Source organism: Burkholderia sp. Leaf177 (assembly GCF_001424345.1).
Lineage (GTDB): Bacteria > Pseudomonadota > Gammaproteobacteria > Burkholderiales > Burkholderiaceae > Caballeronia.
Genome location: NZ_LMPF01000002.1, coordinates 104,593 through 129,876 on the forward strand (window position 1 = coordinate 104,593; position 25,284 = coordinate 129,876).

General features: G+C 59.7%; 20 protein-coding genes and 3 tRNA genes. 14 read left to right on the forward strand and 9 right to left on the reverse strand.

The genetic code is table 11. From position 1 onward, the window contains the following. Position 1: 1 nt before the first annotated feature. From ASG35_RS04265 to ASG35_RS04285, 4 genes are all read right to left on the reverse strand, one after another. Positions 2-895, reverse strand: coding sequence for a squalene/phytoene synthase family protein (locus tag ASG35_RS04265; RefSeq protein ID WP_156392999.1), 894 nt, complete (start codon positions 893-895; stop codon positions 2-4). A gap of 210 nt (positions 896-1,105) precedes the next feature. Further along, positions 1,106-1,921, reverse strand: a complete 816-nt coding sequence (locus ASG35_RS04270; RefSeq protein ID WP_056353163.1) for a transglutaminase-like domain-containing protein — start codon at positions 1,919-1,921, stop codon at positions 1,106-1,108. Between the two features lie 38 nt (positions 1,922-1,959). Beyond that, positions 1,960-2,889 carry a transglutaminase family protein gene (locus ASG35_RS04275; RefSeq protein ID WP_327019637.1) on the reverse strand — a complete coding sequence of 310 codons (930 nt, stop codon included), beginning with the start codon at positions 2,887-2,889 and terminating at the stop codon, positions 1,960-1,962. Positions 2,890-3,091: 202 nt separating this feature from the next. Continuing rightward, complete coding sequence (locus tag ASG35_RS04285) at positions 3,092-3,826, reverse strand: sigma-70 family RNA polymerase sigma factor (RefSeq protein ID WP_056353169.1); 735 nt, start codon at positions 3,824-3,826, stop codon at positions 3,092-3,094. Between the two features lie 174 nt (positions 3,827-4,000). Between ASG35_RS04285 and clpP (ASG35_RS04290) the strand changes: the two genes are divergently transcribed. Continuing rightward, complete coding sequence (clpP, locus tag ASG35_RS04290; protein ID WP_056353748.1) at positions 4,001-4,600, forward strand: ATP-dependent Clp endopeptidase proteolytic subunit ClpP; 600 nt, start codon at positions 4,001-4,003, stop codon at positions 4,598-4,600. Positions 4,601-4,662: 62 nt separating this feature from the next. On the opposite strand, the gene ASG35_RS04295 is transcribed toward clpP (ASG35_RS04290), so the two are convergent. Beyond that, a tRNA-Leu gene (locus ASG35_RS04295) sits at positions 4,663-4,749 on the reverse strand. 194 nt (positions 4,750-4,943) lie between these two features. On the opposite strand from ASG35_RS04295, the gene ASG35_RS04300 reads away from it, so the two are divergent. The 3 genes from ASG35_RS04300 to ASG35_RS04310 all read left to right on the forward strand — a co-directional run bounded on the left by ASG35_RS04300 (position 4,944) and on the right by ASG35_RS04310 (position 9,295). After that, a complete protein-coding gene (locus ASG35_RS04300) occupies positions 4,944-5,354 on the forward strand; it encodes a DUF2946 domain-containing protein (RefSeq protein ID WP_056353171.1) in 411 nt (136 codons plus the stop codon). 95 nt (positions 5,355-5,449) lie between these two features. Further along, entirely contained in the window at positions 5,450-7,858 is a 2,409-nt protein-coding gene (locus tag ASG35_RS04305; protein WP_056353173.1) for a TonB-dependent receptor, read from the forward strand. Between the two features lie 24 nt (positions 7,859-7,882). Further along, the gene (locus ASG35_RS04310; RefSeq protein ID WP_056353175.1) at positions 7,883-9,295 is read left to right on the forward strand and encodes a PepSY-associated TM helix domain-containing protein; all 1,413 of its coding nucleotides are present in this window, start codon (positions 7,883-7,885) and stop codon (positions 9,293-9,295) included. Between the two features lies 1 nt (position 9,296). On the opposite strand, the gene ASG35_RS04315 is transcribed toward ASG35_RS04310, so the two are convergent. Further along, entirely contained in the window at positions 9,297-10,454 is a 1,158-nt protein-coding gene (locus ASG35_RS04315) for a glycerate kinase (protein WP_056353177.1), read from the reverse strand. Between the two features lie 496 nt (positions 10,455-10,950). Between ASG35_RS04315 and tig the strand changes: the two genes are divergently transcribed. From tig to ASG35_RS04350, 6 genes are all read left to right on the forward strand, one after another. Then, a complete protein-coding gene (tig, locus tag ASG35_RS04325; RefSeq protein ID WP_056353180.1) occupies positions 10,951-12,303 on the forward strand; it encodes a trigger factor in 1,353 nt (450 codons plus the stop codon). Between the two features lie 177 nt (positions 12,304-12,480). Then, complete coding sequence (gene clpP / locus ASG35_RS04330; protein ID WP_056353750.1) at positions 12,481-13,134, forward strand: ATP-dependent Clp endopeptidase proteolytic subunit ClpP; 654 nt, start codon at positions 12,481-12,483, stop codon at positions 13,132-13,134. Between the two features lie 255 nt (positions 13,135-13,389). Next, positions 13,390-14,661, forward strand: a complete 1,272-nt coding sequence (clpX, locus tag ASG35_RS04335) for an ATP-dependent Clp protease ATP-binding subunit ClpX (RefSeq protein WP_056353183.1) — start codon at positions 13,390-13,392, stop codon at positions 14,659-14,661. A gap of 205 nt (positions 14,662-14,866) precedes the next feature. Further along, the gene (gene lon / locus ASG35_RS04340) at positions 14,867-17,290 is read left to right on the forward strand and encodes an endopeptidase La (protein ID WP_056353753.1); all 2,424 of its coding nucleotides are present in this window, start codon (positions 14,867-14,869) and stop codon (positions 17,288-17,290) included. 232 nt (positions 17,291-17,522) lie between these two features. Further along, positions 17,523-17,795 (forward strand): HU family DNA-binding protein, encoded by a 273-nt coding sequence (locus tag ASG35_RS04345; RefSeq protein ID WP_056353185.1) that lies wholly within the window; start codon positions 17,523-17,525, stop codon positions 17,793-17,795. Between the two features lie 78 nt (positions 17,796-17,873). After that, positions 17,874-17,949, forward strand: a tRNA-Val gene (locus ASG35_RS04350). Positions 17,950-18,064: 115 nt separating this feature from the next. Here the strand turns inward: ASG35_RS04350 and ASG35_RS04355 are convergent. Continuing rightward, a complete protein-coding gene (locus ASG35_RS04355; RefSeq protein WP_056353187.1) occupies positions 18,065-18,850 on the reverse strand; it encodes an alpha/beta fold hydrolase in 786 nt (261 codons plus the stop codon). Between the two features lie 124 nt (positions 18,851-18,974). Here ASG35_RS04355 and ASG35_RS04360 point away from each other — a divergent pair, with 124 nt between their 5' ends. Beyond that, positions 18,975-19,892: a LysR family transcriptional regulator gene (locus ASG35_RS04360; protein WP_056353189.1), complete on the forward strand. Its 918-nt coding sequence runs from the start codon at positions 18,975-18,977 to the stop codon at positions 19,890-19,892. A gap of 39 nt (positions 19,893-19,931) precedes the next feature. Here ASG35_RS04360 and ASG35_RS04365 read toward each other — a convergent pair whose 3' ends face one another. After that, entirely contained in the window at positions 19,932-20,894 is a 963-nt protein-coding gene (locus ASG35_RS04365) for a hypothetical protein (protein WP_056353192.1), read from the reverse strand. 215 nt (positions 20,895-21,109) lie between these two features. After that, complete coding sequence (locus tag ASG35_RS04370) at positions 21,110-22,048, reverse strand: glycosyltransferase family 9 protein (RefSeq protein ID WP_235527441.1); 939 nt, start codon at positions 22,046-22,048, stop codon at positions 21,110-21,112. 386 nt (positions 22,049-22,434) lie between these two features. Here ASG35_RS04370 and ASG35_RS04375 point away from each other — a divergent pair, with 386 nt between their 5' ends. From ASG35_RS04375 to ASG35_RS04385, 3 genes are all read left to right on the forward strand, one after another. Next, positions 22,435-23,727: an MFS transporter gene (locus ASG35_RS04375; RefSeq protein ID WP_056353194.1), complete on the forward strand. Its 1,293-nt coding sequence runs from the start codon at positions 22,435-22,437 to the stop codon at positions 23,725-23,727. Positions 23,728-23,897: 170 nt separating this feature from the next. Beyond that, positions 23,898-23,974, forward strand: a tRNA-Asp gene (locus ASG35_RS04380). Positions 23,975-24,160: 186 nt separating this feature from the next. After that, on the forward strand, positions 24,161-25,261 hold the full coding sequence (locus tag ASG35_RS04385; protein WP_442854805.1) for a LacI family DNA-binding transcriptional regulator: 1,101 nt from the start codon (positions 24,161-24,163) through the stop codon (positions 25,259-25,261). Positions 25,262-25,284: the final 23 nt, after the last annotated feature.

Consider the following 25,284-nt stretch of genomic DNA (forward strand, 5'->3'; position numbering starts at 1 on the left):
CCTAGCGAACGCGCCACGTAATCCACAATTTGCGGATCGGCGTGAGCGCGATGCGCTGATGCAATACCTTGAAATCCTCACGCTCGATTTCATCGAGCAGAGCCAGCGATAACGCCGCGTGCGAACGCAGAACGCGCTGCGTGGGACGTTCGTCGGCGGGAATCGCGGCCAGCGCCTGATTGAGCGCGTCGCGGGCGCGGCCCGTCTGGAAACGCATCAGTTCGGTGAACGCGTCGCTATATTTGTGGTTGATCAGGTCCGCCGCCGTGACGCCGAAGCGCTGCAGTTCGTCGATGGGCAAATAAATGCGGCCGTGACGCGCGTCCTCGCCGACATTTTCCACGCGTTCGGCGAGCATCAACGCCGAGCCGAGCGCCATCGCCCAGTTCGGTACATTCTCGGGCTGGCGCGCCGTGGCCCGCGCGATGATCGCGGCGAACGCGCCGCCCGCGTTATCCAGATAACGGCGCAGATTCGCCCAATCGATATACCGCGCCTGTTCCAGATCCAGCTCGAAACCGTCGACCATGTTGCCGATAAAACTACGGCCATCGTCGTCCAGGACCGGTGTGCCGGCCGCGTGCGCAGCGATGGCCTTCGTGACCGGATGCGCCGGTTCGCCGCCGAAGAGACTCGCCAATTCCTTCTGCCACCAGGCGTGTTTAGTACGTCCGATGGTCGGATCGCTCGTCTCCTTCGCCGTTTCTTCGAGTTCGCGACGCAGCGCGTGCAGCGCCGTCAGAAGCGGCTGGCGCGAAGCGGGCGCGCGGCGCAGCGCGTAGTAGGTGCTGGAGCCATCGGGTGCAGCTTTTTGCTGGCAATAGTCGTCGAAGTTCACGGCAATGAAGTGAAAACGGCGCGAAGCCGATAAACTCCCGCCCAGAAAAAAAGCCATTGAAACTCAATGGCTCTGGCTGTTCTGGTGCAAGGATCAGTTGGGGACATTTAGTCTTTTACGCCGGCGCCGGAACCAGATCGTGCGCGAGCGTTCGGCTCGAATTATCGCCGGGATGGGAACGTGCCGCAAGGCGCGGACGTGCGGGTGGCGACCACAGAAATGCCACACAAAGGAAGCGCCGCACACGATATTACTTAGAACGCCGAATCAAACCTTTACTTCTTCGGGTTCGCAAATGACGTCGAACTTGAGCAAGGCTGTAGGTCCGAAAGTATTGCTGATCGCGACATCGGCTGCATCACGGCCGCGCGCCATCAGCACGCGCCCGATCCTCGGCGCGTTGTTGCGTGCATCGAAGGTCTGCCAGCTTCCGCCTATATACACCTCGAACCACGCTGCGAAATCCATGCTGGCGTAGGGCGGCGGCAGACCGACGTCGCTGATGTATCCCGTGCAATAACGCGCCGGAATGTTCATCGCCCGGCACAATGTCACCGCCAGATGCGCGAAGTCGCGGCAGACGCCCTGACGCTCCTGATACGCTTCGAACGCGGTTTTCGTCGGCCGTGCGTGCGCGTAGTTGAAGACAATATGATTGTGAACGAAGTCGCAGATCGCCTGCACGCGCGCGCGTCCCGGCGGCGTATTGCCGAACTGTTTCCAGGCGACGTCCGAGAGCAGATCGGTTTCGCAATATCGGCTGCCGAGCAGGAATACAAGGCATTCGTTGGGCAGGTCTTCCACCGGATGCTGCTCGCCATTCGGCCCCGGCTGTTCGAATTCGCCGGAAACTTCGAGTAACGCGGATGTCGACAGGGATATCTGTCCCGCCGGCGCCACCAGCCGGCTGCACAGGTTGCCAAAACCATCGCGATACTGCGAGATCGGCACCGGCGGATCGACTATCAGCAAATCTGCGAGCAACACTTGCGGCGCAAAGGAAAAATGCGTGTTCAGCATAAGGAGCATTGGTGTCGGTTGCGGACACTCGTAGACCAGTTCGTAACCAACGCGGAGTTTCATGGGAACTACCTTTTGCTGTGAACTATAAAAAGAAGACGTCACTGGTTCTCGGTCACACTGACCTCGACATCAAGGCTGCGAAACGATCCGGGCTCGCCGTTCCAGGTGCCCCATAGCGGCAGGGCCTGATGGTGATCCCAGGCGACCGCGACGCGGATCAGGTGGCGATTACCAATAATGCTGTTGGTCGGATCGAAATCGACCCAGCCCGCGCCCGGTAAATAAATCTGCAGCCACGCATGCGTGGCGCCGCCGCCGCGCGTGGCGTCGCGGTCCGGCACGAAAATGTAGCCGCTGACAAAACGCGCCGCCAGGCCGAGCGATCGCACCGCGTCCATCATCAGCACCGCGAAGTCGCGGCAACTGCCGCTGCGCAGGCGCAAGGTATCGGTGGGACGGTTCACGCCTTTTTCCGTGCGACGGACGTACTTGAAATCGTCGCTGATCTCCTGCGTCATGGCCCGCAAGAGCGCCATTGTTCCGGTACTTTCGCCCGGAGAAAGAAAGCGCCGGGCCCAAGCGTCGACATCGCTGTCCGGTTCTGGGCGATTACGCGCATTCACGAGATCGGATGCTTCCTCGTTCGTGTATGCGAACGGGAACGTGAGGGCATACCGTTCGAGCGCGTAGTCCGGCTGCGGTGACTCGAAGTGCTCGATCGTCACTTCGCTTTCGAAGGTCAGCTCGGTCGCCTGCGTGTCGAACGTGGCGACGGCGACCGAGTTATCGAAAACATCGTGCAACCAGCGCAAACGCGCGGGTTCCGGCGTGATCTTCAACTGCGTGGTGACAAGCCGGAGATCGTGGCTGGACCTTGGCCTGAACATCATTCGATGCTCGCCGAAATCAACCGGCTCGGAGTATTTATAAACACTCGTGTGGCGGACTGTAAAACGTTGCGGCTCGTTCACCTGAGGAATCTTCCCAAGTTCAGACTCGCTGGCCGCAGGGTGCTTCCGAGCAGCCACACCGCGGCTTTTGCAGCCTGGTTGTTGAAATCCATGGTGGACCCTTTAATGCAGCGGCCAGACGTTCCGACCGCAGAATTCAGGATACACGAGAGCGTTCTGGCAAAAGAATTCGTTTGCGAGTTAGTGGGCGACTAATGAACGCAAAACGATGGCGGGGTGGAATGGCCGCACCGGCCGGCCGCAAACCGGAAAGTTTGCCTTATGCGATGGCAGTATCGGTAACGCGCATGAAATCGATGCGTCCCATTCGCAGCCGGGCGATCAACGCGCACGTCAGCATGGCCGCATGTGCGCTTGCGGTCGTCGGCGCTGCCGTACTCAGCGTCAACGCGATCAGCGCCTGAACGTCCTGCCGGGCGATGGCGTCGAGTAACGGTTCGATGGCGTCCCCGGCACCAGGCGTGGCATCCGGAAGATTGCGCCGCCGGTCGTCCCGCACGCGATCCTTCGCCCGATGCACGATCTGCCGGCAATGTGCCGCACTCCGATCGAGAATCCTGCCGATGCTTGCGTAATCCTCCTCGAACGCCTCGCGCAGCAAAAATGCGGCGCGTTCTTCCGCCGATAATCGCTCGATCACGCGGCGCATTCCATACGACAAATCGGACGCCCGCTCGGCCAACGCCTGCGTGGACGGTGTTTGATCGAGCGTTTCGAACTCATCGTACAGTCGCGAATCCTGCGCGGAACGCCGCAAACGGTCGATGGCCGTCCGTTTGGCAACCGTCGTGAGCCACGCGGCGGGCGTTTCCAGCGTATCGATACCACCATTCCGTTGCTGCAGATGCCACTTCACGAACGTGTCCTGCACGACGTCCTCCGCATCCGCGCGCACGCCGAGAATCCGGTAAGCCAGTGAAAACAGCCGCGAGCGCGACGCTTCAAAAATGGCCAGCCGTGCTGCGTCCCGATCTGATTCCGTATCAACGCTCATGCGTTTCTCCTGGTTGCGCTTTGTCGTCCATGACGGCTTGTTGACGGCCGGCGCGAGGCGAACGTGACAGCCCGCGACAAAAATATATCGCGGCTGCGGATGTCACGCACGAACCGCGGCGCGCGTCATATCGGGTGGAACTTCCCCAAGCTGCAACAGCCAGGAAACGCAAACATGAATCCGCTGAATCTCGGCCTTGTGCCGACCGTTATTGAACAATCCGGGCGTGGCGAGCGCGCCTACGACGTTTATTCGCGGCTGCTGCGCGAACGTATCATCTTCATGGTTGGACCGGTGACGGACCAGACGGCGAGTCTCGTCGTGGCGCAATTGCTGTTTCTCGAAGCGGAAAATCCCGAAAAGGACATTTCGCTTTATATCAATTCGCCGGGCGGTTCGGTCTACGACGGCATGGCGATTTTCGACACCATGCAATTCATCCGTCCCGATGTATCCACGTTGTGCACGGGTTTCGCCGCGAGCATGGGCACGTTCCTGCTCACCGCCGGCGCGAAGGGCAAGCGTTATGCGCTGCCGAACGCACGCATCATGATCCACCAGCCATCGGGCGGCTCGCAGGGAACGGCGGCCGATGTCGCGATTCAGGCGCAGGAGGTGGTGTACCTGCGCGGCCGGCTGAACCGCATCACGGCGGAGCGCACGGGGAAAACGGAGGAGGAGATTGCCCGCGATACCGACCGCGATAATTTTATGTCCGCCGATCAGGCGCGGGATTATGGTTTGATCGATGAAGTGTTGCAGCAGCGCATTTAAACCGCGCCGTGGCGGAAACGACGAAGCCCCGCAGCATTCGCTGCGGGGCTTCGTTTTCAAGCTGGTGCGTGAGGTCGGACTCGAACCGACACGACATTGCTGCCGTCAGGACCTAAACCTGGTGCGTCTACCAATTTCGCCACTCACGCGTGTCTTTTTCCGCGCCGTCCGCTACAAATGCGCACGCCGCTGAGCCCGGCATTCTAACCGAATCGATAGCCAATGTCTGCAGGCCGGCGTTTTGGCCCCGGCGTGCTGCGCGACAATCCGCATTGCGCGGCGCGAACGACGTGCCTACAATCGCAACTCATTCTCGTTTGCATCACTTCGACTTTTTACATCGATGAATCGCACATCGCGCAATCGCTTCGTTGCATGGCTCGGCATCGCCGCCATGTGGCTTGCCATTGTCGCGCCGGTGATCAGCCAGACGCTGGCCTCCCGCGAAGTGCGTTTCGATTTCATCGCGGCGCTGTGTTCCGTCGATACCCCGAATCAAGCCCAAGCCGCATCGCCGATTCCCAAAGAGTTACAAGCAGAAGAGCATGCCGGCCATCACATGTCCGGCGATTCGTTCGATGCCTGCTCGTATTGCGGACTGCTCGCGCACAACGTGCCGCTGGCCTCGGCGCCGGCAGCGGCGCTCGCGCGCATCGAACGCGTCACCCGCCTTGCCGCAGAGCCGGCCGTGCGCGCGGTCCACGTCAAGTCGTTCAACGCCGCGTCGCCACGCGCGCCTCCCATCGTTTCCTGAAGTCCGTCGTCAGAGCCCGTTTGCCGTGACCTTGCGCGCCGTTTGAGCGCGTGCGTCCGGCCGGTCTCTCGTCCACTCATTCAGGATTTTCTTCGATGCTCAAGCTCCTCGAGCGAGCACGGCAGCCTTCCGGGCGCCGTGCCGCCGTGCGTTCGCGCACGTTCAGTTTTCATCGTCATGCGTGTCTGCCGGTTTCGCTGATGGCGCCGGCCTTCGCGCTCGCCGCGCCGGCCGCTGCCGCGCCGGCCGCCGCCGTGCCGGAATCGCCGTCATCCGATCGGACCGAAACCGACGCCGTTCAACTCGCACCCGTGGTCGTCACCAGTTCCGCAAGCCCTTTAGCGCCGTCGCCGCTCGATCCGAACCTGCCGTCCACGACCGCCACCGTCACAGCCGAACAGTCGCAATACTGGAACGTGGTGACCGCGGAAGACGTGCTGAAATACGTGCCGAACATGGCGGTGCGCAAGCGCTTCATAGGCGACGTGAATTCGCCCATCGCCGTACGCGGCACGAGCAATTCGCAAACGGCGCGCGGTCTCGTCTACGCCGATGGCCTCCTGCTCAGCAATTTCCTCGGCAACACGTTCTCCTTCGCGCCGCGCTGGTCGATGGTCTTCACAGACAACATCGAACGCACCGATGTGATCTACGGCCCGTATTCCGCGCTGTATCCGGGCAATTCGATCGGCGCGACAGTCGCGATCACCACGCGCATGCCGCAGAAATTCGAAGCCGATGCCCACGTCCAGGCGTTCAGCCAGCATTTCGATTTATTCGGCGTGAACCGCAGCTTCAACGGGACGAATTCGTCGGCGACCATCGGCGATAAAAACGGCAAGCTGTCCTGGCTCATCGGCGTCGATCATCTGGAAAACACCGGGCAACCGCTGCAATTCGCGACGCTGGCGGCATCGAATGTACCGGCCCGCGCGACCGACCGGCCCGTGACCGGCGCCATTTTCTACAATGACCAGAACAACGCGCGAACTGCGGTTCTGGGCGTGACGGCCGAAGGCATAGAGCGGACGTTCCAGGACCAGTTCAAGCTGAAGGTCGCGTACGATTTCACGCCGACATTGCAAGCCGGTTTTACGGTTGGCTACTGGCGTCAGAAATACAACAGCGACACGCAATCGTTTCTTCGCGATGCCGCCGGCAACACCGTCTACAGCGGTTTGGTCAACATTGGCGGGTATGAATACAACGTCCCGGCCGCGACGTTCGCGCCGAGCCAGGGATCGAGCGAGAACTTCCTGTACGGGTTATCGCTGAAAACGCGCAACGCTACCGGATGGAACGCCGAAGCGGTCGCGTCGTATTTCGACATCACGCAGAGCATTGCGCGGACAGCGAACTCGGGCGTGCCGGGCGACGGTCCGGGCACGCTCGCTTTCGGCGATGGCACCGGATGGAAAACCCTCGATTTGCGCACGACGTGGACACCCGCTTCCCCAACGGCCGGACTGTTCGCGCATTGGTTGTCGTTCGGATACCACTACGACGATTATTTCCTCGACAACGAAACCTACAACACGGCGGCGTGGCGCGACGGCGGCGGGACATCGTTTGCAAACGCTTTCGGCGGACGCACGCAAACGCAAGCCGTCTACGCGCAAGACGCGTGGCGTTTCTTGCCACGCTGGAAATTCACTTACGGCGCGCGATACGAGAACTGGAACGCTTATGACGGCTCGCGCGCGATCGGCGCCACGTCGCTCGACTACGGCGATGTGAGCCAGAGCCACTGGTCGCCCAAGGCATCGCTTTCCTTCGATGCCACGCAAGACCTCTTGCTGCGTGCATCGATAGGACGCGCCTACCGATTCCCCACCGTCGGCGAATTGTTTCAAGGGCAGATCACGGGTTTATCGATCGTCAATAACAACCCGAATCTCAAGCCCGAAGACGATCTTTCCAGGGAGTTGACGGCCGAGTGGACGCACGGGAACGGGGTGTATCGGTTCACGCTGTTTCAGGACGATGTGAAGAACACCTTGTTCAGCCAGACGAACACCACGGTGATTCCGAACATCACCAATTTCCAGAATATTGACAAGGTGCGCTCGCGCGGCATCGAGACGAGTTACGAAGGTCAGGATGTGCTGATTCACGGTCTCGACCTGACCGCGGGTGTTGCCTATACGCAGTCGAAGATCATTGCGAACAGCGGCAATCCGGCGTCTGTCGGCAAGTATTTTTACCGGATTCCGTTGTGGCGCGCGAACGTCGCTGCAACGTGGCGTGCGACGAGCCAGAGCGCCATTACGGTCGCCGCGCGATATTCGGGCCGCGAATACAACACGCTCACCAACACCGACACCAATCCGAACACCTACGGCGGCACGAGTACATACACGGTGGTCGACGCCAAGTTCACCTTCCGGCCGACCAAGCGCACCGAGCTTGGAATCGGCGTCGATAACCTCTTCGATCATCGCTATTACGTGTTCCATCCGTATGCAGGACGAACGGTTTATGTCGAAGGGCGTATCGGAATCTAGGCTTCTATAAAAAGGACAACGCACATGCAATCCGCTTCCTTTGACCATGCCCGCGTGCTCGCGCGGCATCGAACGCTGTGGCGCTGGCATTTCTATGCCGGGCTGTTTGTCATGCCACTGCTGCTCGTGCTCGCAATCACCGGCACACTGTACTGCTTTCAGCCGCAGATCGAGCCGCTCCTGTATCACGACCGGATGATCGTCGATGCACGGACCGAGCCGCGTTTGAGCCACGATGTTTTGCTTGCAAAGGCAAAGGCAGCCGAGCCACGCGATGCAATCCCGACGACCGTCGTCATAAACACGGACGCCCGACGCAGCGCCGAGTTCGTGTTCAAGTTGCAATCGGGCGAAAGCGAAAGCGTTTATGTCGATCCCTATAGCGGCGCGGTGCTTGGTCGGCTGAGCGTCGAGAACCGGTTGATGAAGCAAGTGCGCAACATTCATCGCGGCTTGTTGCTCGGCAAGACCGGCGAGATTGTGATGGAACTCGCCGGCTGCTGGACGCTCGTGATGATCGCGACGGGCGTGGCGTTATGGTGGCCAAAAGCACAGCAGAAGAGCGGCCGTTTTATGCCGCGGTTATCGTCGGTCAAGGGACGCGCGTGGTGGCGGGAATTGCACGCGGTCGGCGGCGCCTGGCTCGCGATTGGCGCGTTGTTTTTCGTGCTGAGCGGCTTGCCGTGGTCGAGCACGTGGGGCAAGCAGTTCAAGGCGCTCGCGACATCGGCGCAACTTGGTTATCCGCAGGGCGCCTGGGGCCGAGCGCACGTGCATTCCACAACCGCCACGCCGGCGATGAACATGGCGGATCCCTCGATGGCCGGCATGAAGATGGACGACTTGCCGTTGCCGCAAACGCCCTGGGCGGTCGGCGCGACGCACGTTCCAAATAGTGTCGCCGATGCAACCGCACCCTCCATCACGCTCGACCATGTAGTTGGAATTGCGGCGCAAGCGGGCGTGCAGAGCGGCTATGACATCGCGTTGCCGACCACGCCGCAAGGCGTGTACACCGTCTCTTATTTTCCAGCCGACCCGCGAGACGAACGCACGCTTCATATCGATAGATACAGCGGCCAGATTCTCTCGGACATTGCGTATCGCGATTACGGACGCGTGGCGCAATGGATTTCGTACGGGACTTCGCTTCACATGGGACGGTATTTCGGCATCGCAAACCAGCTGCTTGCTTCTGCAATATCGCTCGGACTCGCCGCCATGACCGTGAGCGGTTTTGTGATGTGGCGCAAACGCAAGCCCGGCCGGGCGGTCGGCGCGCCATCGCGGCCCATCCTGAACCCGCCGATGCGAGCATGGATAGTCGGCATGGCGGCGCTAGGCATCGTCTTCCCGTTGATGGGGCTGACGATGCTCGCCGTATGGTTATCGGATCGCGTGTTGTTCAGTCCGGGAAGGATCGCGAGCACGCGATAGTTCAAGCCGCCTTCGATCCGAATTTCAAGCGCGCGAGTTGCTCGGCTTCGTTGGCGAGCAACGTCGCGGCATCGCGGATGGCGACCTCGAGCGTGATCGGACCGGGCGCGGGCGAAAAGCAGCCGCTGAAGTGCTCCGATAAACGCGGCAAGGCCGCCGGATCGATTGCGCCCGACAGCAACGACGCCTCCACGCCATGCGCCCGCGCGTGCTGGCACGCGATGAACGGCGCCTTGCCGTGCAGCGTTTGCACGTCCGAGCGACCTTCGCCGGTGATCAGCCAATGGGCGCCGTCGAGCGCGGCATCTAGACCCACTTCGCGCGCGACCACTTCGGCGCCCGCCTCGAAACCCGCGCCCAGCATGTGCAGCGCGAAGCCGAGACCGCCAGCCGCGCCCGCGCCGGGTTTATTGCGTGCATCGATTTGAAGCGCGGGTTCCAGCACGTCGGCGAAGTGGGCGAGGGCGGCGTCGATAACCGGAATCTGATCGGGCGTCACGCCTTTTTGCGGGCCGAAAATCGCCGTGGCGCCGTGCTCGCCGGTGAGTGGATTGTTCACATCGGACATGCCTGTGAATTCGGCTTCACGCACACGCGGATCGAGCCCGGATACGTCGATGCGCGCAACTCGCGCAAGCTGCGACGGCACGGGATCGAGCGTGTTGCCGTCTGCATCGAAGAGCTTGAGACCAAGGCCCACGAGCAGCCCGGCGCCGCCGTCGTTCGTGCTGCTGCCGCCCAGCGCCACGTAGAACTTGCGCACGCCGAGATCCAGCAAGGCGCGGATTGCTTCGCCCATGCCGAGCGTGCTGCGTTCGGCAACCGGCACGGCCATGCCATCCGGGTCCGTGATGCCCACGACCTCCGCCGTTTCCACGATCGCGCTGCCGTCGGCAAGGAGTCCGGTCGCGGCATCGCGCCGTTTCGACGACGCTCCGCGCACGTTGATCATGCGGCGCTCGCCGCCAGCGGCCAGCATGGCGTCGAGCGTGCCTTCGCCGCCATCGGCCATGGGCACGATGCGAATGACAGCGTCAGCGCGGGCGCGGCGGATGCCGCTCGCGATTGCTTCGGCGACTTGTTCCGCGCTAAGCGATCCCTTAAATGAATCGGGCGCGATGACAATGACAGGGGACGTGGAGGAAAAGGAGAAGGGCATGTTGTCTCGTGTTATTGAATTTGCTTGAAATCTATCGGCATGGCCCGGATTAATCAAACCTTATGCCTCTGGCGCATGCTTTCGATGCGCGATGGAAATGGAACCATGGGGAAACTTAGGGAAGCGTCATTGCGCCGTTTCGATTCAAAACCTGCCCACCACGCCGCAACACAGCCGAAAAACACACTGAAAAAGCCCAAAAACGAGACCGATTCGACGGTATTTGTACGCGTCTACCCTCAACCGGCGTGGCGCTTGCAAATAGTTTGGTAAAATGTTTGGCTCTGTTGACTCAAACCGGCATAAGCGGATCCAAGCAAGCGGATGCATGCGCGGTTTCCTGTCCGGCTCGCTGAACGCTTCTGCGAGCCGCTGGCATTTAGGGAACCGTGCGGGAACCGCCAGTTGCCGAGCGCCTTGCGCGGCGCGAGATCGAACAAGAACTGACCGTATACACGAACCCGAATACTCGAATTACTCTAGGACGATAGAAGCCATGGCTAACGTTGTTGAAAACCTCGGCAAGCTCGAACGCCGTGTGACGATTTCCCTGCCGAAAGATACGGTGCAAAAGGAAGTGGATTCGCGTATCCGTCAGATGGCGAAGAACGTGCGCATGCCGGGCTTCCGGCCGGGCAAGGTTCCGCTCAAGATGGTCACGCAGCAGTACCAGGGCCAGGTCGAAGCCGAAGTGCTGAGCGACAAGGTCGGCAAGGAATTCTTCGACGTCACGCGCACTGAAAACCTGCGCGTTGCCGGCCAGCCCAGCTTCGCGCCGAAGGTCGCGGAAGGCGAAGTCGCTCAGGACTATGCGTTCGACGCAACGTTCGAGGTGTATCCGGAAGTGAAGATCGGCGACGTGGCAACGGCTGAAATCGAGCGCACGGTCACGAGCATCTCGGAAGCCGAGATCGACCGCACGCTGGAAATCCTGCGCAAGCAACGCGTCCATTTCCACGCACGCGGCGAAGGCGGCGAGCATGGCGACGGCGGCGCGGACACGGCAGCCAAGGACGGCGACCGCGTGACCATGGACTTCGTCGGCAAGCTCGACGGCGCGTTGTTCGAAGGCGGCAGCGCGGAAGACTTCACGTTCGTGCTGGGCGAAGGCCGCATGTTGCCGGAATTCGAAACCGCCGCGCTCGGCCTGAAAGTGGGCGAGTCGAAGGAATTCGATCTCAAGTTCCCGGACGACTATCACGGCAAGGACGTGGCCGGCAAGACGGCTCAGTTCACGATCACCATGAAGAAGATCGAATGGCCGCATCTGCCGGAAATCGACGCTGATTTCGCGAAGTCGCTCGGCGTGGAAGACGGCGACATCGGCAAGATGCGCGGCGAGATCAAGGACAACCTGGAGCGCGAAGCCAAGCGCCGCACGCAACAAATCGTGAAGAACCAGGTCATGGACGCGTTGCTCAAGATTTCCGAACTCGACGTGCCGAAGGCGCTGGTCGAGCAGGATCAGGAACGTCTGGTGGAAATGGCGCGCCAGGATCTGCAACAACGCGGCGTGCCGAACGCAGCCGACGCTCCCATTCCCGCAGAAATGTTCGCTGAACAAGCTGAACGCCGCGTCAAGCTGGGCCTGGTTCTGGCTGAACTGGTCAAGGCAAACGACCTGCAGGCGAAGCCGGAACAGATTCGCGCGGAAGTCGACGAATTTGCGAAAAGCTACGAGGACCCGAAGGAAGTCGTCCGCTGGTATTATTCGAACCAGCAGCGCCTCGCCGAGATGGAAGCGTACGTCGTGGAAAGCAACGTCGTCGAATTCGTGCTCGGCAAGGCACGAGTGAACGACAAGGAAGTAAGCTTCGAAGAATTGGCCAGCGCGACGGCGCAAGCGTAAGCAGCGTCGGAAAGGCGTGCAGGGCCGTCGGGGTGACGGGCCGGCACGCCTTTTTTGCGTTTATGCAGAATTGACGTTTTCGGCGCGGCTATTGCGAGTCATTGCAGTCACCGTGTTTGGCCCTATCTAAGGATGTTGCTTGTTGTTCAGTATCCCTATTCCGAACAAGGAAATTGCATGACCTATCGCGCTCAACTACTGGACTCGCTCGCGTCGAACGCGCCGCATGATTTTGAAACCAAGGCGCTGGGTCTGGTGCCGATGGTTGTTGAAACGAGCGGCCGCGGCGAACGTGCCTATGACATCTATTCGCGCCTGCTGAAAGAACGTGTCGTGTTTCTGGTCGGCGAAGTGAACGACCAGACGGCAAATCTGGTGGTTGCACAGTTGTTGTTCCTCGAAAGCGAAAATCCGGACAAGGACATCAGCCTGTATATCAACAGCCCGGGCGGTTCGGTATCGGCTGGCATGGCGATCTACGACACCATGCAATTCGTGAAGCCCGACGTCGCCACCCTGTGCATGGGGCTCGCTGCAAGCATGGGCGCGTTCCTGCTGGCGGCCGGCGCGAAGGGCAAGCGCGTAGCGCTCCCGAATGCACGTGTGATGATTCACCAGCCGCTGGGCGGCGCGCGCGGGCAGGCATCGGATATCGAGATCCAGGCACGCGAAATCCTGTACTTGAAGGAACGTCTCAATCAACTGTTGTCGCACCACACAGGTCAACCGGTCGAGCGTCTTGCACGCGATACCGACCGCGACAACTTCATGTCGGGCGACGACGCGCAGGCATATGGCCTCGTCGACCAGGTTCTTCACAAGCGTCCTTGAGCTGTGCCGCGCCGGGCTCGGGAATAACCGGTCCGGCCGTTTTGTTTTGATAAGGTAGGCGTCGCGGATCGGGACTGAAGCAGCCTGGTTCGCGACAAGGACGCAGCAAGGTAGCCCGGCACTATGCTGGAGCCGACGCGCGAAATGGCGTTAAAGCACACGCCACACACGCTTTCACCTAACGTACGTGCCGTTTCTGCGTAGGTGAATTGAGCGGCGTATTATGTAATCGAGTGTCCGGAGGCTCACACATCCATGGCGGACAAAAAAGGTTCAAACAGCGAAAAGCTGTTGTATTGCTCGTTCTGCGGCAAGAGCCAGCACGAGGTCAAGAAGCTGATTGCCGGTCCTTCTGTGTTCATCTGCGATGAATGCATCGACTTGTGCAACGAAATCATACGCGACGAAGCGGCGGGCGCGGCGGAAGAGGCTGGCCTGACGAAATCGGACCTGCCGAGTCCGCAGGAGATCAGCGAGATCCTGAACCAGTACGTGATTGGTCAGGACCGCGCGAAGCGCATTCTCGCCGTGGCGGTTTATAACCACTACAAGCGACTCAAGCATCTCGAGAAGAAAGACGACATCGAGTTGTCGAAGAGCAACATCTTGCTGATTGGACCCACGGGTTCGGGCAAGACCTTGCTCGCGCAAACCCTCGCACGCATGCTGAACGTTCCGTTCGTTATTGCAGACGCAACCACGCTTACTGAAGCAGGTTATGTTGGCGAAGACGTCGAAAACATTATTCAGAAGCTGCTGCAAAACTGTAACTACGAAGTCGACAAGGCGCAGCGCGGCATTGTTTATATCGATGAAATCGACAAGATCAGCCGCAAGTCGGATAACCCGTCCATCACGCGCGACGTGTCGGGCGAGGGCGTTCAACAAGCGCTGCTGAAGCTGGTGGAAGGCACGATGGCTTCAGTGCCGCCACAGGGCGGACGCAAGCATCCGAACCAGGATTTTATCCAAGTCGACACCACCAATATCCTGTTCATTTGCGGCGGCGCTTTTGATGGCCTCGAAAAAGTCATTATCGACCGGACGGAAAAGACAGGAATCGGCTTCGGTGCTAGCGTCAAGAGCAAGGTCGATCGCGACGCGGGCGAAGTGCTGCGCGAAGTGGAACCGGAAGACTTGATCAAGTTCGGTTTGATTCCTGAACTGATCGGCCGTCTGCCGGTGGTCGCTACGCTCGGCAAGCTGGACGAAGACGCACTGATCAAGATTCTGACCGAACCGAAGAACGCGCTGGTAAAGCAGTATCACAAGCTGTTCAACATGGAACGCGTGGATCTGGAGATTCGTCCTGCCGCGTTGCAGGCAATCGCTCTTAAGGCGATTCGCCGCAAGACGGGCGCGCGCGGTTTGCGCTCCATTCTGGAACAGGCGTTGCTGGACGTGATGTACGAGCTGCCGACCATGAAGGGCGTCAGCAAGGTCATCGTGGATGACAATACAATCGACGGTGACGGCAAGCCACTGTTGATTTATGAAGATACACCGAAGGTAGCAGGTTCTAACTGAGGTTGGGCTGTGTGTCGGCGAAAAGCCGTTCATGGCAACGTGAACGGCTTTTTGTTTATTTTTCGGATATCTTGTGGACGTTACTGACACGTTACTGAGGCGAATTTTTTCGATTCACTGATCTTTTCCCACACGCTTAAGGCTTGCAATCCATTTTCACGGCCTTATTTACGACTGAACTGATTCCACTACTGGGGAAATGAAAATGTCAGGAACCCAACTCCTCCCGCAGGAACGCATTACTCTCCCGCTGCTCCCGCTGCGTGACGTAGTCGTTTTCCCGCACATGGTGATTCCGCTCTTTGTTGGACGACCCAAATCGATCAAGGCCCTCGAAGCTGCGATGGAAGGCGGCAAGCACATCATGCTTGTTGCACAGAAAACCGCCGCGAAAGACGAGCCGACCGAAAAAGACATGTACGAAGTAGGATGTATCGCAAACATCCTGCAAATGCTGAAGCTTCCCGACGGTACCGTTAAGGTGCTCGTGGAAGGCTTGCAGCGCGCCAAGACGCTCACGATCGAAGAACAGGAAACGCAATTTTCCTGCGACGTGATGCCGCTCGAACCCGACCATGCCGACAGCGCCGAAACCGAAGCGTTGCGCCGCGCAATCGTGTCGCAGTTCGATCAGTACGTGAAGCTCAACAAGAAGATCCCTCCTGAGATCCTGACGTCGCTGTCGGGTATCGACGAAGCGGGTCGTCTGGCCGATACCATCGCGGCGCATCTGCCGTTGAAGCTCGACCAGAAGCAGCACATTCTGGAGATGCTTCCGGTTGTCGAGCGCCTCGAACATCTGCTTGCACAACTCGAAGCCGAGATCGACATTCTCCAGGTCGAAAAGCGCATCCGTGGACGCGTGAAGCGCCAGATGGAGAAGAGCCAGCGCGAGTACTACCTGAACGAACAGGTCAAGGCGATCCAGAAGGAATTGGGCGAAGGTGAGGAAGGCGCGGATCTCGAGGAACTCGAGAAGCGCATCACCAACGCGCGCATGCCGAAGGAAGCCAAGAAGAAGGCCGACGCCGAACTCAAGAAGCTCAAGCTGATGTCGCCGATGTCGGCTGAAGCGACTGTCGTGCGCAACTACATCGACACGTTGATTGGTCTGCCGTGGCGCAAGAAGAGCAAGGTCAACAATGACCTCTCGAACGCGGAACGCGTGCTCGACGAAGATCACTTTGGCCTCGAGAAGGTCAAGGAACGGATCCTCGAGTATCTTGCGGTCCAGCAGCGCGTAGAGAAGGTCAAGGCGCCTATCCTGTGTCTCGTCGGGCCTCCGGGCGTTGGCAAGACCTCGCTGGGTCAGTCGATCGCTCGTGCAACGAACCGCAAGTTCGTGCGCATGGCGCTTGGCGGCGTGCACGATGAGTCCGAGATTCGCGGCCACCGTCGCACGTACATTGGATCGATGCCTGGCAAGATCCTGCAAAGCCTCGCGAAAGTCGGCGTGCGCAATCCGCTTTTCCTGCTCGACGAAGTCGACAAGATGGGCATGGATTTCCGCGGCGATCCTGCTTCCGCGTTGCTCGAAGTGCTCGATCCGGAACAGAACCATACGTTCGCCGATCACTACATCGAGGTGGACTTCGACTTGTCGGACGTGATGTTCGTGGCGACGTCGAACTCGCTGAACATTCCGCCGCCGTTGCTCGACCGCATGGAAGTGATTCGCCTCTCGGGTTACACCGAAGACGAGAAGGTCAACATTGCGCAGAAATATCTGTTGCCGAAGCAAACGCGCAATAACGGCCTGAAGCCGGGCGAGATGGATCTCACGGAAGAAGCGATCCGCGACATCATTCGTTATTACACGCGTGAAGCCGGCGTTCGTTCGCTCGAACGCGAAATGTCGAAGATCTGCCGCAAGGTCGTGAAGATGCTTCTGCTGAAGAAGGCAGAAGGCGCGGTCAAGGTCGACGGCAGCAACCTCGACACGTTCCTCGGCGTGCGCAAGACCGATTTCGGTCTCGCCGCGAAGGAGAACCAGGTTGGTCAGGTCACGGGCCTCGCGTGGACGGAAGTGGGCGGCGATTTGCTGACCATTGAAGCTGCGGTCATGCCGGGTAAGGGCAACATCATCCGCACGGGTTCGCTCGGCGACGTGATGAAGGAATCGGTCGAAGCAGCACGCTCGGTGGTGCGTTCGCGTTCGCGTCGTCTGGGTGTATCGGATGAAGCGTTCGAGAAGAAGGACATACACATTCACGTGCCTGAAGGCGCGACGCCCAAGGACGGTCCGTCCGCCGGTATCGCGATGACGACGGCGCTCGTGTCCGTGCTGACCGGCATCCCGGTTCGCGCTGATGTTGCGATGACTGGTGAAATCACGCTGCGTGGCGAAGTGTTGCCGATTGGCGGATTGAAGGAGAAGTTGCTGGCGGCGCATCGCGGCGGCATCAAGCTCGTGTTGATCCCTGAGGAAAACACGAAGGATCTCGCCGAGATTCCGGACAACGTGAAGAACGCGATCGAAATCGTTCCGGTTCGCTGGATCGACAAGGTGCTCGAGCTTGCGCTCGAACGTGTTCCGGCCGCATTGCCCGAAGAAGAAGCAAAGCCCGCAACGCCTGCAGTTGCTGAAAAGAAGGAAGGCCCTGCAACGGGCGACTTCGTGAAGCATTGATGCATTGATGGTGGTTGTTGGTCGAAAGTAAAAACCCGCGGGTGCTCCCCGCGGGTTTTTTATTGCGCGCTCTATATGCAAATAATGCGGCGCGGATCAGGCTCAACCCCGGTTGACACGCATGTTTCGGCTACTTCTAATGACCGCCGCCTACAGGGCTCAAGCCCTGTGTCGAAAGCAAATAGCTTCTTGAAGCATCGCCCAACCAACAAACCATCATCGGGGGATCACAATGAACAAGACAGAATTGATCGACCATATTGCGCAGCAGGCGGATATATCGAAAGCGGCGGCCGGGCGAGCGCTCGAAGCCGTGATCGGCGGCGTGAAGACGACACTGGAGAAGGGCGGATCGGTGACGCTCGTGGGCTTCGGGACGTTTGCGGTCGGAAAGCGCACAGCGCGCACGGGGCGCAATCCTCGCACGGGCGATGCGATCAAGATCAAGGCGGCAAAGGTACCCAAATTTCGAGCTGGCAAAGCGCTAAAAGATGCGCTAAACTAGCGGACTCGCTGGATACGGAACGGTCTGAAAAGTTTCGAGTCCGGCAGGAACGCACAAGGTTCGGAAGTTTGCGAAGCGGGGTGCTTAGCTCAGTTGGTAGAGCGGCGCCCTTACAAGGCGTAGGTCGGGAGTTCGAGCCTCTCAGCACCCACCACCGTTTTGCAGACATCGAGTGCATTAAAAAACCCCCATGGCTGTTGGCTCTGTGGGTTTTTTGTTTTTCCAGGATCGTTTTTGGGTCAGCTAAAGCTGCTTCGAGTTACGCAGTCTCAAGCTACGTCTATCGCATTGGCGAATTGCCCAATGATCCGGGCCACTTCAACCGGCGCTTCCAGCGGCGAAAGATGTCCGACTCCGGGCAGGACATGCAGTGTCGCGTGCGGAATGCGAGGCAGGAGTTCCGTCTGCAGCGTGGCGACAGGATCCACCTTATCAAGCGCACCCGAGATGACGATCGTCGGCGCATTGATCGACGTAACCCGCGCGGTAATGTCCTCGCGCATCGTCACGTTCGGCCAGGCTGCCTTGGCTTGCGGCGCACCCTTCAGGCTGTCCTCGATGACTTGCTCACGCAGAGCGGCATCAAGCGTTCTTGCAGTCAGGACATGATCGATCACGAATTCGACCGATTCACGCGATTGATACGCGCCGGTTAGCACGGCGCGTTGCTCACCGGGAAGGATCGTTGGAGACGGAGGCGAAGGCGCCACGAGCACGAGTCCTTCAAGGCCACTTGGCCGGCGCGATGAAATCAGTTGAGCGACCTTTCCGCCCATCGAATGGCCGACCAGAACATAGCGCTGCAAACCCAGCGCATGGATGACACCTTCGGCATCGGCGGCAAGATCGGCAATGCGATAGCCATCGGATGGGGCATCGGAAGCACCCCAACCCCGAAAATCCATGGCGACGATTCTGTACTGGTCGCCTAACTCGCTCGCCACCTGGTCCCACGTACGCGACGAACCTCCGTAGTAATGCAGGAACACCAGCGCCAACTCGCCGTTTCCTTGCTGCGTGACGTGAATCTGCGTTCCGTTCGATTCGATTTTCATTTGCGTGCACCTTTTCCGTTAGCGGGTATTTGCATGTTAGATTCAAGTCTCCAGCTTGATAACTGCCGGATTAGTAGCCTCAGTCGATAATGCTGTTATCGAATGACCACGGGAATAAACGGATATGGATCGATTGACGAGCCTCGGCGTATTTGTCGCGGCGGTCGAAGATGGCAGTCTCGCGGCGGCGGCGCGCCGCTTCGGGTTATCGGCGGCAATGGCCGGCAAGCATGTGAGCGCAATCGAGGCTGAAATAAACGCGCGGTTGCTACAGCGCACGACCCGGCGCCTGAGCCTGACCGACGCCGGACAGACCTACTACGACCGCTGCAAGCGGATCCTCGTAGCGTTCGATGAAGCGAATCGCGAAGCGGGAGACACGCAAGCAACTGCGCGCGGGGTATTGCGCATTGCGGCGCCGGTCACGTTCGGCGCCATGCACCTGGGCGGAATCGTTGCGCGCTTTCTGGAGGACCATCCGCAAGTGAACGTGGAGGTGACGCTCGGCGATCGCTACGTCGATCTCATCGATGCCGGCGTGGACGTCGCCATTCGGATCGGACGGCTGGAGAACCCAGGACTCGTGACGCGCCGGCTTGCGCCGTGCCGGATGGTCATGTGTGCGTCACCTGCGTATCTCGAGCGTCATGGAACGCCTCATACGCCCTGCGACTTGCAAAACGCGCAGCGGCTTGCATTCAGCGAGGCCGTCTCGGCTGACGACTGGACCTTGCTCGATGCAGACAACCACGCGCACATCATCAACGGACCATGCCGGATGGCGGCCAACAGCACACAAATGCTGCTGGCGGCCGCGCTTGAAGGAGCGGGCATTGCGTATGGCCCGACGTTCGTGTTCGGCGAACATATCAGGCGAGGCGAGCTCGTGGCGCTGCTGCCGACCTATCGCGCGGCCGATCTCGCGATTCAGGCGGTCTATCCCAGCGCGCGACGCATACCGTTGAAAGTACGTCGGTTCGTCGATTATCTTGCAGAGACTTTCGGCGATGAACCTCCTTGGGATCGCAAGGAGGAACTCTAGGGAAATTAGCGTTGGTAAGCAGAAAAGCTAAGCCGTCCGCTAAGGTTTCGCGTAAATATCGTCGATATTCGCAAACGACTGGGTTTCACGGCGGAACGCGAGCCGCTCAGTGGCACGCCGATGCGCAATGTATCTCTGGGTTTCCGCACGCCTGCTTGCCGTAACGGTGACCCCTGCCGCAGGGACAATCGTCGCCGGTCCGTTGGTGGCAGGCGTGCCGGTTTGCGCGACCGCGCGCAGCAGCATGTCGCGCGCCTCGGAATCCGAGACATCGCTTGCCAAGGCGTCGCCGGCGGCTCGAAGTACGCAGGGTGTATCGCCGGCTTTCTCACATGCGCGCGCCAATCCAATTGCCGCGTCCCGGGCAAGTTCGCGCTGAATCAACTCGTTCGTGATCTGCCGGACATCGCCGCGTTTGCTTTCGCTCGCCGGCAACATGGAAAGGCGCGTGCGGGCGTCGCGCAGCTCGCCGCGTAACATCGCGAGCCGGGCGGCATCGATTGTCCCTGTCAGATCGAGCGATGCCGTTTTCGGGCCGAAAGGCACATCGATCAGCGGATCGGGCGCAAGCCGCGGAATGCTGTTTTGCGCGACAGGCTCAGCCGTCAAATCCGAGTCTGCGCGTCCGGATGTCGAGCCGAAGGCAAGGTACAGGCCGCCCGCAAGTAACGCGACGAGCGCCGCGCCGATTCCCGCGCGCCAGAGCTTGCGGCCGGATTCATCAGCGGTCGCACCGGCAGCGACTTCCTCATAGGGTTTGGATTCTTCCACGCTCGGATAAGCCGAGTCTATCGATGCGCGCTTTTGCGCGATGCGGTCACGCAGGGCGCCGTCGTCCGTCGCGGGTAACACGGCTATTCCCGTGGCGCCCGGAACAGAGGAATGCGGCTCCAGCGCGTCGCCGCTCGCGGACAAGGCGTCGCAGCGCGTACAGGCGGTATCGGGCGAGTGCAGCGCATTACCGCACGTCGGGCAGTAATCAGTCGGGTCGAGATTGGGCACGGTCGGGTCACATCAAGAGACAAAAGCAAATCGCTGGGACAGATATTAACGGTTTGCGGGAGACGGCGAACGTTCGCATGAAGCATGATCGATGCCGACTTGCGTTTGGCCGCGTACCCCTTTTGCACAAAGGTTCTCAGCCGAAGATCCGGCAAGCCGTAAGGGAACGACCTGTACAAAACGACCGCGCTTTTGAAATTATGTCGCGGCGCGAATTATCGAAGGGACTCGATTTCCAGCTGCGAAACGCTCCGAGGTTCATGCTTTGCAGAGTGATCCGCCTGATGAACCGCCAGCGTTTGCCGGCGCACGATCCTGTCGAATCCCGCAAGCACGCGTGCGCAAGTCAGTGTCTCGCGCCACCATTTATTCTTGAGGAACGCGCTCGGCACCCATTGCCACGGCAACACCACTTCGACATTGCCCCACGCAGGCCGCCATTTCTCCGATACATTCCTGCGCCGAAACACACTCACCGAAGGAATGCCGAGATTCGACGCAAGATGCCCGATGCCCGAATCGTTGCCGATAAACCAGCCCGATTCATACACGTATCCCGCAAGTTCGCTCAAGTCATGAATCCTCGGCGCAACGATGCCACGCTGGCGCAGGTCTCGCCAACGCTCCCGCTCGTGGGGCGCCAGAATGAAAACGACTTCAAGGCCGCGCGCTTTCAACTGCGTTGCAACCTTCATGAAACGGGCGGGTAACCAGCGCTTGTCGCCGGTGCTGGCTTCCGGATGAATGATGACGCGATTGGCATGGCGTCGATGCACGAGCCCCGCAAGCGCCGTCATGCCGTTGTGCGATGTTGCTTCGCGGATGCCGAGCTCGTCGCGGCAGTAATGCATGAAGCGCTCGGCCATCGATCCTTGTCTGTCTCCGTATTCAACGTCGTGCAGCGTGATGACGCGGTCGTGCATATCGGCGAGTCTTGGCAGCGGTTGCTGAGGCTGCATCTGGAACACGGCTTCGAACGGCGCGAACGTCTCCCTGATCTTGTCGCGGTGCGGAAGCGGCAAGATCCGCGCGTGCGGAAACCACGCGCGAAGTGCGTGCGCCGGAGCGCCGAACACGGTGACGTCGATGCCATTCCTGATCAGATTCTGCACGATCACCATGCAGACGAGCGAATCGCCGATCGCGTTCGACATCGAGAACGCCACTCGCCGAAAGGGCAGGAGGCCACGTAATGGCGTTAAAGCCATCGGGTTTTGCTTGGGGGAATGTTCACGCTGCCTGAGTGCCTGAATTCGTGGTTGGGCCGGGAGGGCGATTCGATTGCGTGGGTCGAAACGTTTTAGATCCTGGCGGGACCAACATGATAAGCGCCATTGAGAAAACGCTCACAAGTCGCCTCTCGCAAATAGGCGAGAACGGTTGGAGAAAGCCTGAGCGGTTGCAGCCTTTCGCGCTGTAAGGTGTGCATCGGTGAATACGCTTAGGCCTGCTGCCATCTGTGCAAACGACGGCGCTTAACGGTTAGCATGGTGCGCCTCATCGATAAAAAAATACCTGGCTTACAGGAGGAGACATAAGCATGCGCAAGATGCGTTGGATGGTCGTATTTCTTTGCTTCCTTGCTATCGCGATCAACTATATCGATCGTGCGAATCTCGCGGTCGCAGCGCCGCAGATCGAGAAGGCGCTCAATATCGGTCCCGCGCAAATGGGCCTCGTGCTGAGCGGCTTCTTCTGGACCTATGCGTTCATGCAGATGCCGTTCGGGTGGTTCGTCGACAAGATCGGCGGGCGCATTGCACTGCCGCTTGCTGTTGGATGGTGGTCCGTATTCACGGCGCTGACCGCTGCGGCCACGAGCGTGGCAGGCATGTTCGGCTGCCGTTTGATGCTCGGCGTTGGCGAGGCGGGCGCTTACCCCGCATGCGTGAAACTCGTGGCGCAATGGTTCAAGCCGGCGCAGCGCGCGTTTGCAACCAGCATCTTCGACAGTGGTTCGCGCGTCGGCTCGGCATTGTCCATTCCGGTGGTGGCGCTGATCATCAGCAGCTTTGGCTGGGAAGCGTCGTTCATCGCGACAGGCGCGCTCGGCCTCGTATGGGTGCTGGGCTGGTTCGTCATTTATCGCAATCCGTCGCGTGGTGATTTGACCGGCGCGGAAGGTGCAGAACCCGTCGCTCCGATAAAAACCGCTGGCAAGAAAATCACGTGGCTTTCGCTCTTCAGGCATCGCACGCTGTGGGGCATGATGCTCGGCTTCTTCTGCCTGAACTTCGTGATCTACTTTTTCATCACGTGGTTTCCGAGTTATCTCGTGCAGACCCGCGGCTTTTCGTTGAAGTCGCTCGGCACGCTCGGCATGATTCCCGCGCTGATTTCCATTCCTGGCGGCTGGCTCGGCGGCATTGTTTCCGACGCGCTCTACAAGCGCGGCTGGAGCCTCACCAAGGCGCGCAAGACCTGCATGGTTGGCGGCATGCTGTTGTCATCGGTGATCACGGTGTCGGCGTTCACAACGAGCACGGCGTTGATGCTGGCATCGTTCGGCGTGGCGTATGGAAGCCTTGCGTTCGCGGCGGCCAGCATCTGGTCGCTTCCCGGCGATGTCGCGCCAACGCCGGATCACGTTGCATCGATTGGCGGGATCCAGAACTTCGCTTCGAATCTTGCGGGCATTGTCATTACGACGTTCACGGGTTTCATGGTGCAACTCACGAAGGGTTCGTTCACGGTGCCGCTGGTCGTTGCGGGCGGCTTTTGCGTGCTCGGCGCGTTCAGTTATCTGGTGATCGTGGGGAAGGTCGAACCGCTGCATTTACCCGATGACCCATCGCGCGATCTCGCGGCATCGCAAGGCGTTGGCGGGCACTGAAAATGCATCGTCCCATCCCGATATAAAAACTTACGCGTCACCGGAAATTTCGTTATATACTTCGTCCCCGATTGATTGAAACGGTTGCGGAGCAAGGCTGACAAGGGTGTTGTACAACTCGTTGGCATATCGCTTTCCGGTTCGGATCATTCAGGTCAGCAGCACAAAATGGAGTGGTAGTTCAGTTGGTTAGAATACCGGCCTGTCACGCCGGGGGTCGCGGGTTCGAGTCCCGTCCGCTCCGCCAATATTTCGTTTGAAGCAAGTTTGAATCAAGCATCAAAGCAGATACAAAGCCCGCCACAAGCGGGCTTTTTGCTTTTTCGGCTTTCCCATTTCTTCCGCGATGTATTGAATACATCGTGAATGACCGCGAATGGTCATCCAGTATCATTGACGAACCCGGTTAATGACTTAAGCAGACTTCAGCGCAATGCCCGACGACCACAAACCTCCGGCTTCAGCGCCGCCTCGCATGGCCGACGTAGCGCGCGTTGCAGGAGTTTCCAAGATGACCGTTTCGCGCGTGCTCGCCGGCAGACCGGTCGGCGCTGCCACACGCGAACGTGTGCTGAGCGTGGTCAATGAACTGGGTTATGTGGCGGACGCGGCGGCTGGGGCTTTATCGTCGGGGAAATCGTCATTTGTCGCGGTGCTCGTGCCGTCGCTATCGAGCTCGAATTTCTCCGATACCGTGCGCGGCATCAACGACGTGATCGAACCGGCTGGCATGCGGTTGCTGCTCGCAAACACCGACTACGAATTGCCGCGCGAAGAAGACCTCGTGCGCGCAATGCTGCGTTACCAGCCGCGCTGCATCGTGTTGACGGGCAGCCATCACACGCCCGAGACGCATTCGCTGCTCGCTCGCGCCCGTATTCCGGTGATCGAAACGTGGGACATGCCGGTCAATCCTATCGACCGGGTTGTGGGGTTTTCGAACGTCGACGCGTCGCGTGCAATGGTGCGCCATCTCTACGAACGCGGATATAAGCGCATCGCGTTCGTGAGCAGCGCGTCGAAGCTGGATAGCCGCGGTATCGATCGTCGTCGGGGATATTTGAAGGAAGTAAGGGCTTCCGGCTGCGAACCGCGCGATATCACCAAAAGCGCGTGGACCACGACCATGGCGCACGGCGTTGCCATGGCGCACGGCGCAGCTGCGTTGCAGCAGTTGCTCGAGCGCTGGCCCGATACCGACGCCGTCATGTGCGCAAGCGACATCCACGCGTTCGGCGCCGTGATGGCGTGTCATCGGCTGGGGTTATCGGTTCCGAGCGATATCGCGATCGCGGGATTCGGCGACTTCGAAGTCTCGCGGCATTGTTATCCGACCATCACGACTGTTTCCGTCGATGCCTATGGCATTGGCCGCGCAACCGGCGAGTCCTTGCTCGCGGCGCTGGACGAAGCAGAAGGCGATGAAAAGCTCGACAAGACGCGCGGCGTAAAAACGACTCGGGCGACGAAGCGCAAGCCGTCGCCGCCCGTGATCGAGATTCACTACGAAGTCGTGCCGCGCGAGAGCACGTAGCGCCTCGCGCGGCGGCCAGGCAA

Excerpts from the sequence above, each read along its gene's own strand:
- ASG35_RS04265 (WP_156392999.1), bottom strand. The coding sequence starts at position 895 with ATGGCTTTTTTTCTGGGCGGGAGTTTATCGGCTTCGCGCCGTTTTCAC.
- ASG35_RS04270 (WP_056353163.1), bottom strand. The coding sequence starts at position 1,921 with ATGAAACTCCGCGTTGGTTACGAACTGGTCTACGAGTGTCCGCAACCG.
- ASG35_RS04285 (WP_056353169.1), bottom strand. The coding sequence starts at position 3,826 with ATGAGCGTTGATACGGAATCAGATCGGGACGCAGCACGGCTGGCCATT.
- clpP (WP_056353748.1), top strand. The coding sequence starts at position 4,001 with ATGAATCCGCTGAATCTCGGCCTTGTGCCGACCGTTATTGAACAATCC.
- ASG35_RS04300 (WP_056353171.1), top strand. The coding sequence starts at position 4,944 with ATGAATCGCACATCGCGCAATCGCTTCGTTGCATGGCTCGGCATCGCC.
- ASG35_RS04305 (WP_056353173.1), top strand. The coding sequence starts at position 5,450 with ATGCTCAAGCTCCTCGAGCGAGCACGGCAGCCTTCCGGGCGCCGTGCC.
- ASG35_RS04310 (WP_056353175.1), top strand. The coding sequence starts at position 7,883 with ATGCAATCCGCTTCCTTTGACCATGCCCGCGTGCTCGCGCGGCATCGA.
- ASG35_RS04315 (WP_056353177.1), bottom strand. The coding sequence starts at position 10,454 with ATGCCCTTCTCCTTTTCCTCCACGTCCCCTGTCATTGTCATCGCGCCC.
- tig (WP_056353180.1), top strand. The coding sequence starts at position 10,951 with ATGGCTAACGTTGTTGAAAACCTCGGCAAGCTCGAACGCCGTGTGACG.
- clpP (WP_056353750.1), top strand. The coding sequence starts at position 12,481 with ATGACCTATCGCGCTCAACTACTGGACTCGCTCGCGTCGAACGCGCCG.
- clpX (WP_056353183.1), top strand. The coding sequence starts at position 13,390 with ATGGCGGACAAAAAAGGTTCAAACAGCGAAAAGCTGTTGTATTGCTCG.
- lon (WP_056353753.1), top strand. The coding sequence starts at position 14,867 with ATGTCAGGAACCCAACTCCTCCCGCAGGAACGCATTACTCTCCCGCTG.
- ASG35_RS04345 (WP_056353185.1), top strand. The coding sequence starts at position 17,523 with ATGAACAAGACAGAATTGATCGACCATATTGCGCAGCAGGCGGATATA.
- ASG35_RS04355 (WP_056353187.1), bottom strand. The coding sequence starts at position 18,850 with ATGAAAATCGAATCGAACGGAACGCAGATTCACGTCACGCAGCAAGGA.
- ASG35_RS04360 (WP_056353189.1), top strand. The coding sequence starts at position 18,975 with ATGGATCGATTGACGAGCCTCGGCGTATTTGTCGCGGCGGTCGAAGAT.
- ASG35_RS04370 (WP_235527441.1), bottom strand. The coding sequence starts at position 22,048 with ATGTCGAACGCGATCGGCGATTCGCTCGTCTGCATGGTGATCGTGCAG.
- ASG35_RS04375 (WP_056353194.1), top strand. The coding sequence starts at position 22,435 with ATGCGCAAGATGCGTTGGATGGTCGTATTTCTTTGCTTCCTTGCTATC.
- ASG35_RS04385 (WP_442854805.1), top strand. The coding sequence starts at position 24,161 with ATGCCCGACGACCACAAACCTCCGGCTTCAGCGCCGCCTCGCATGGCC.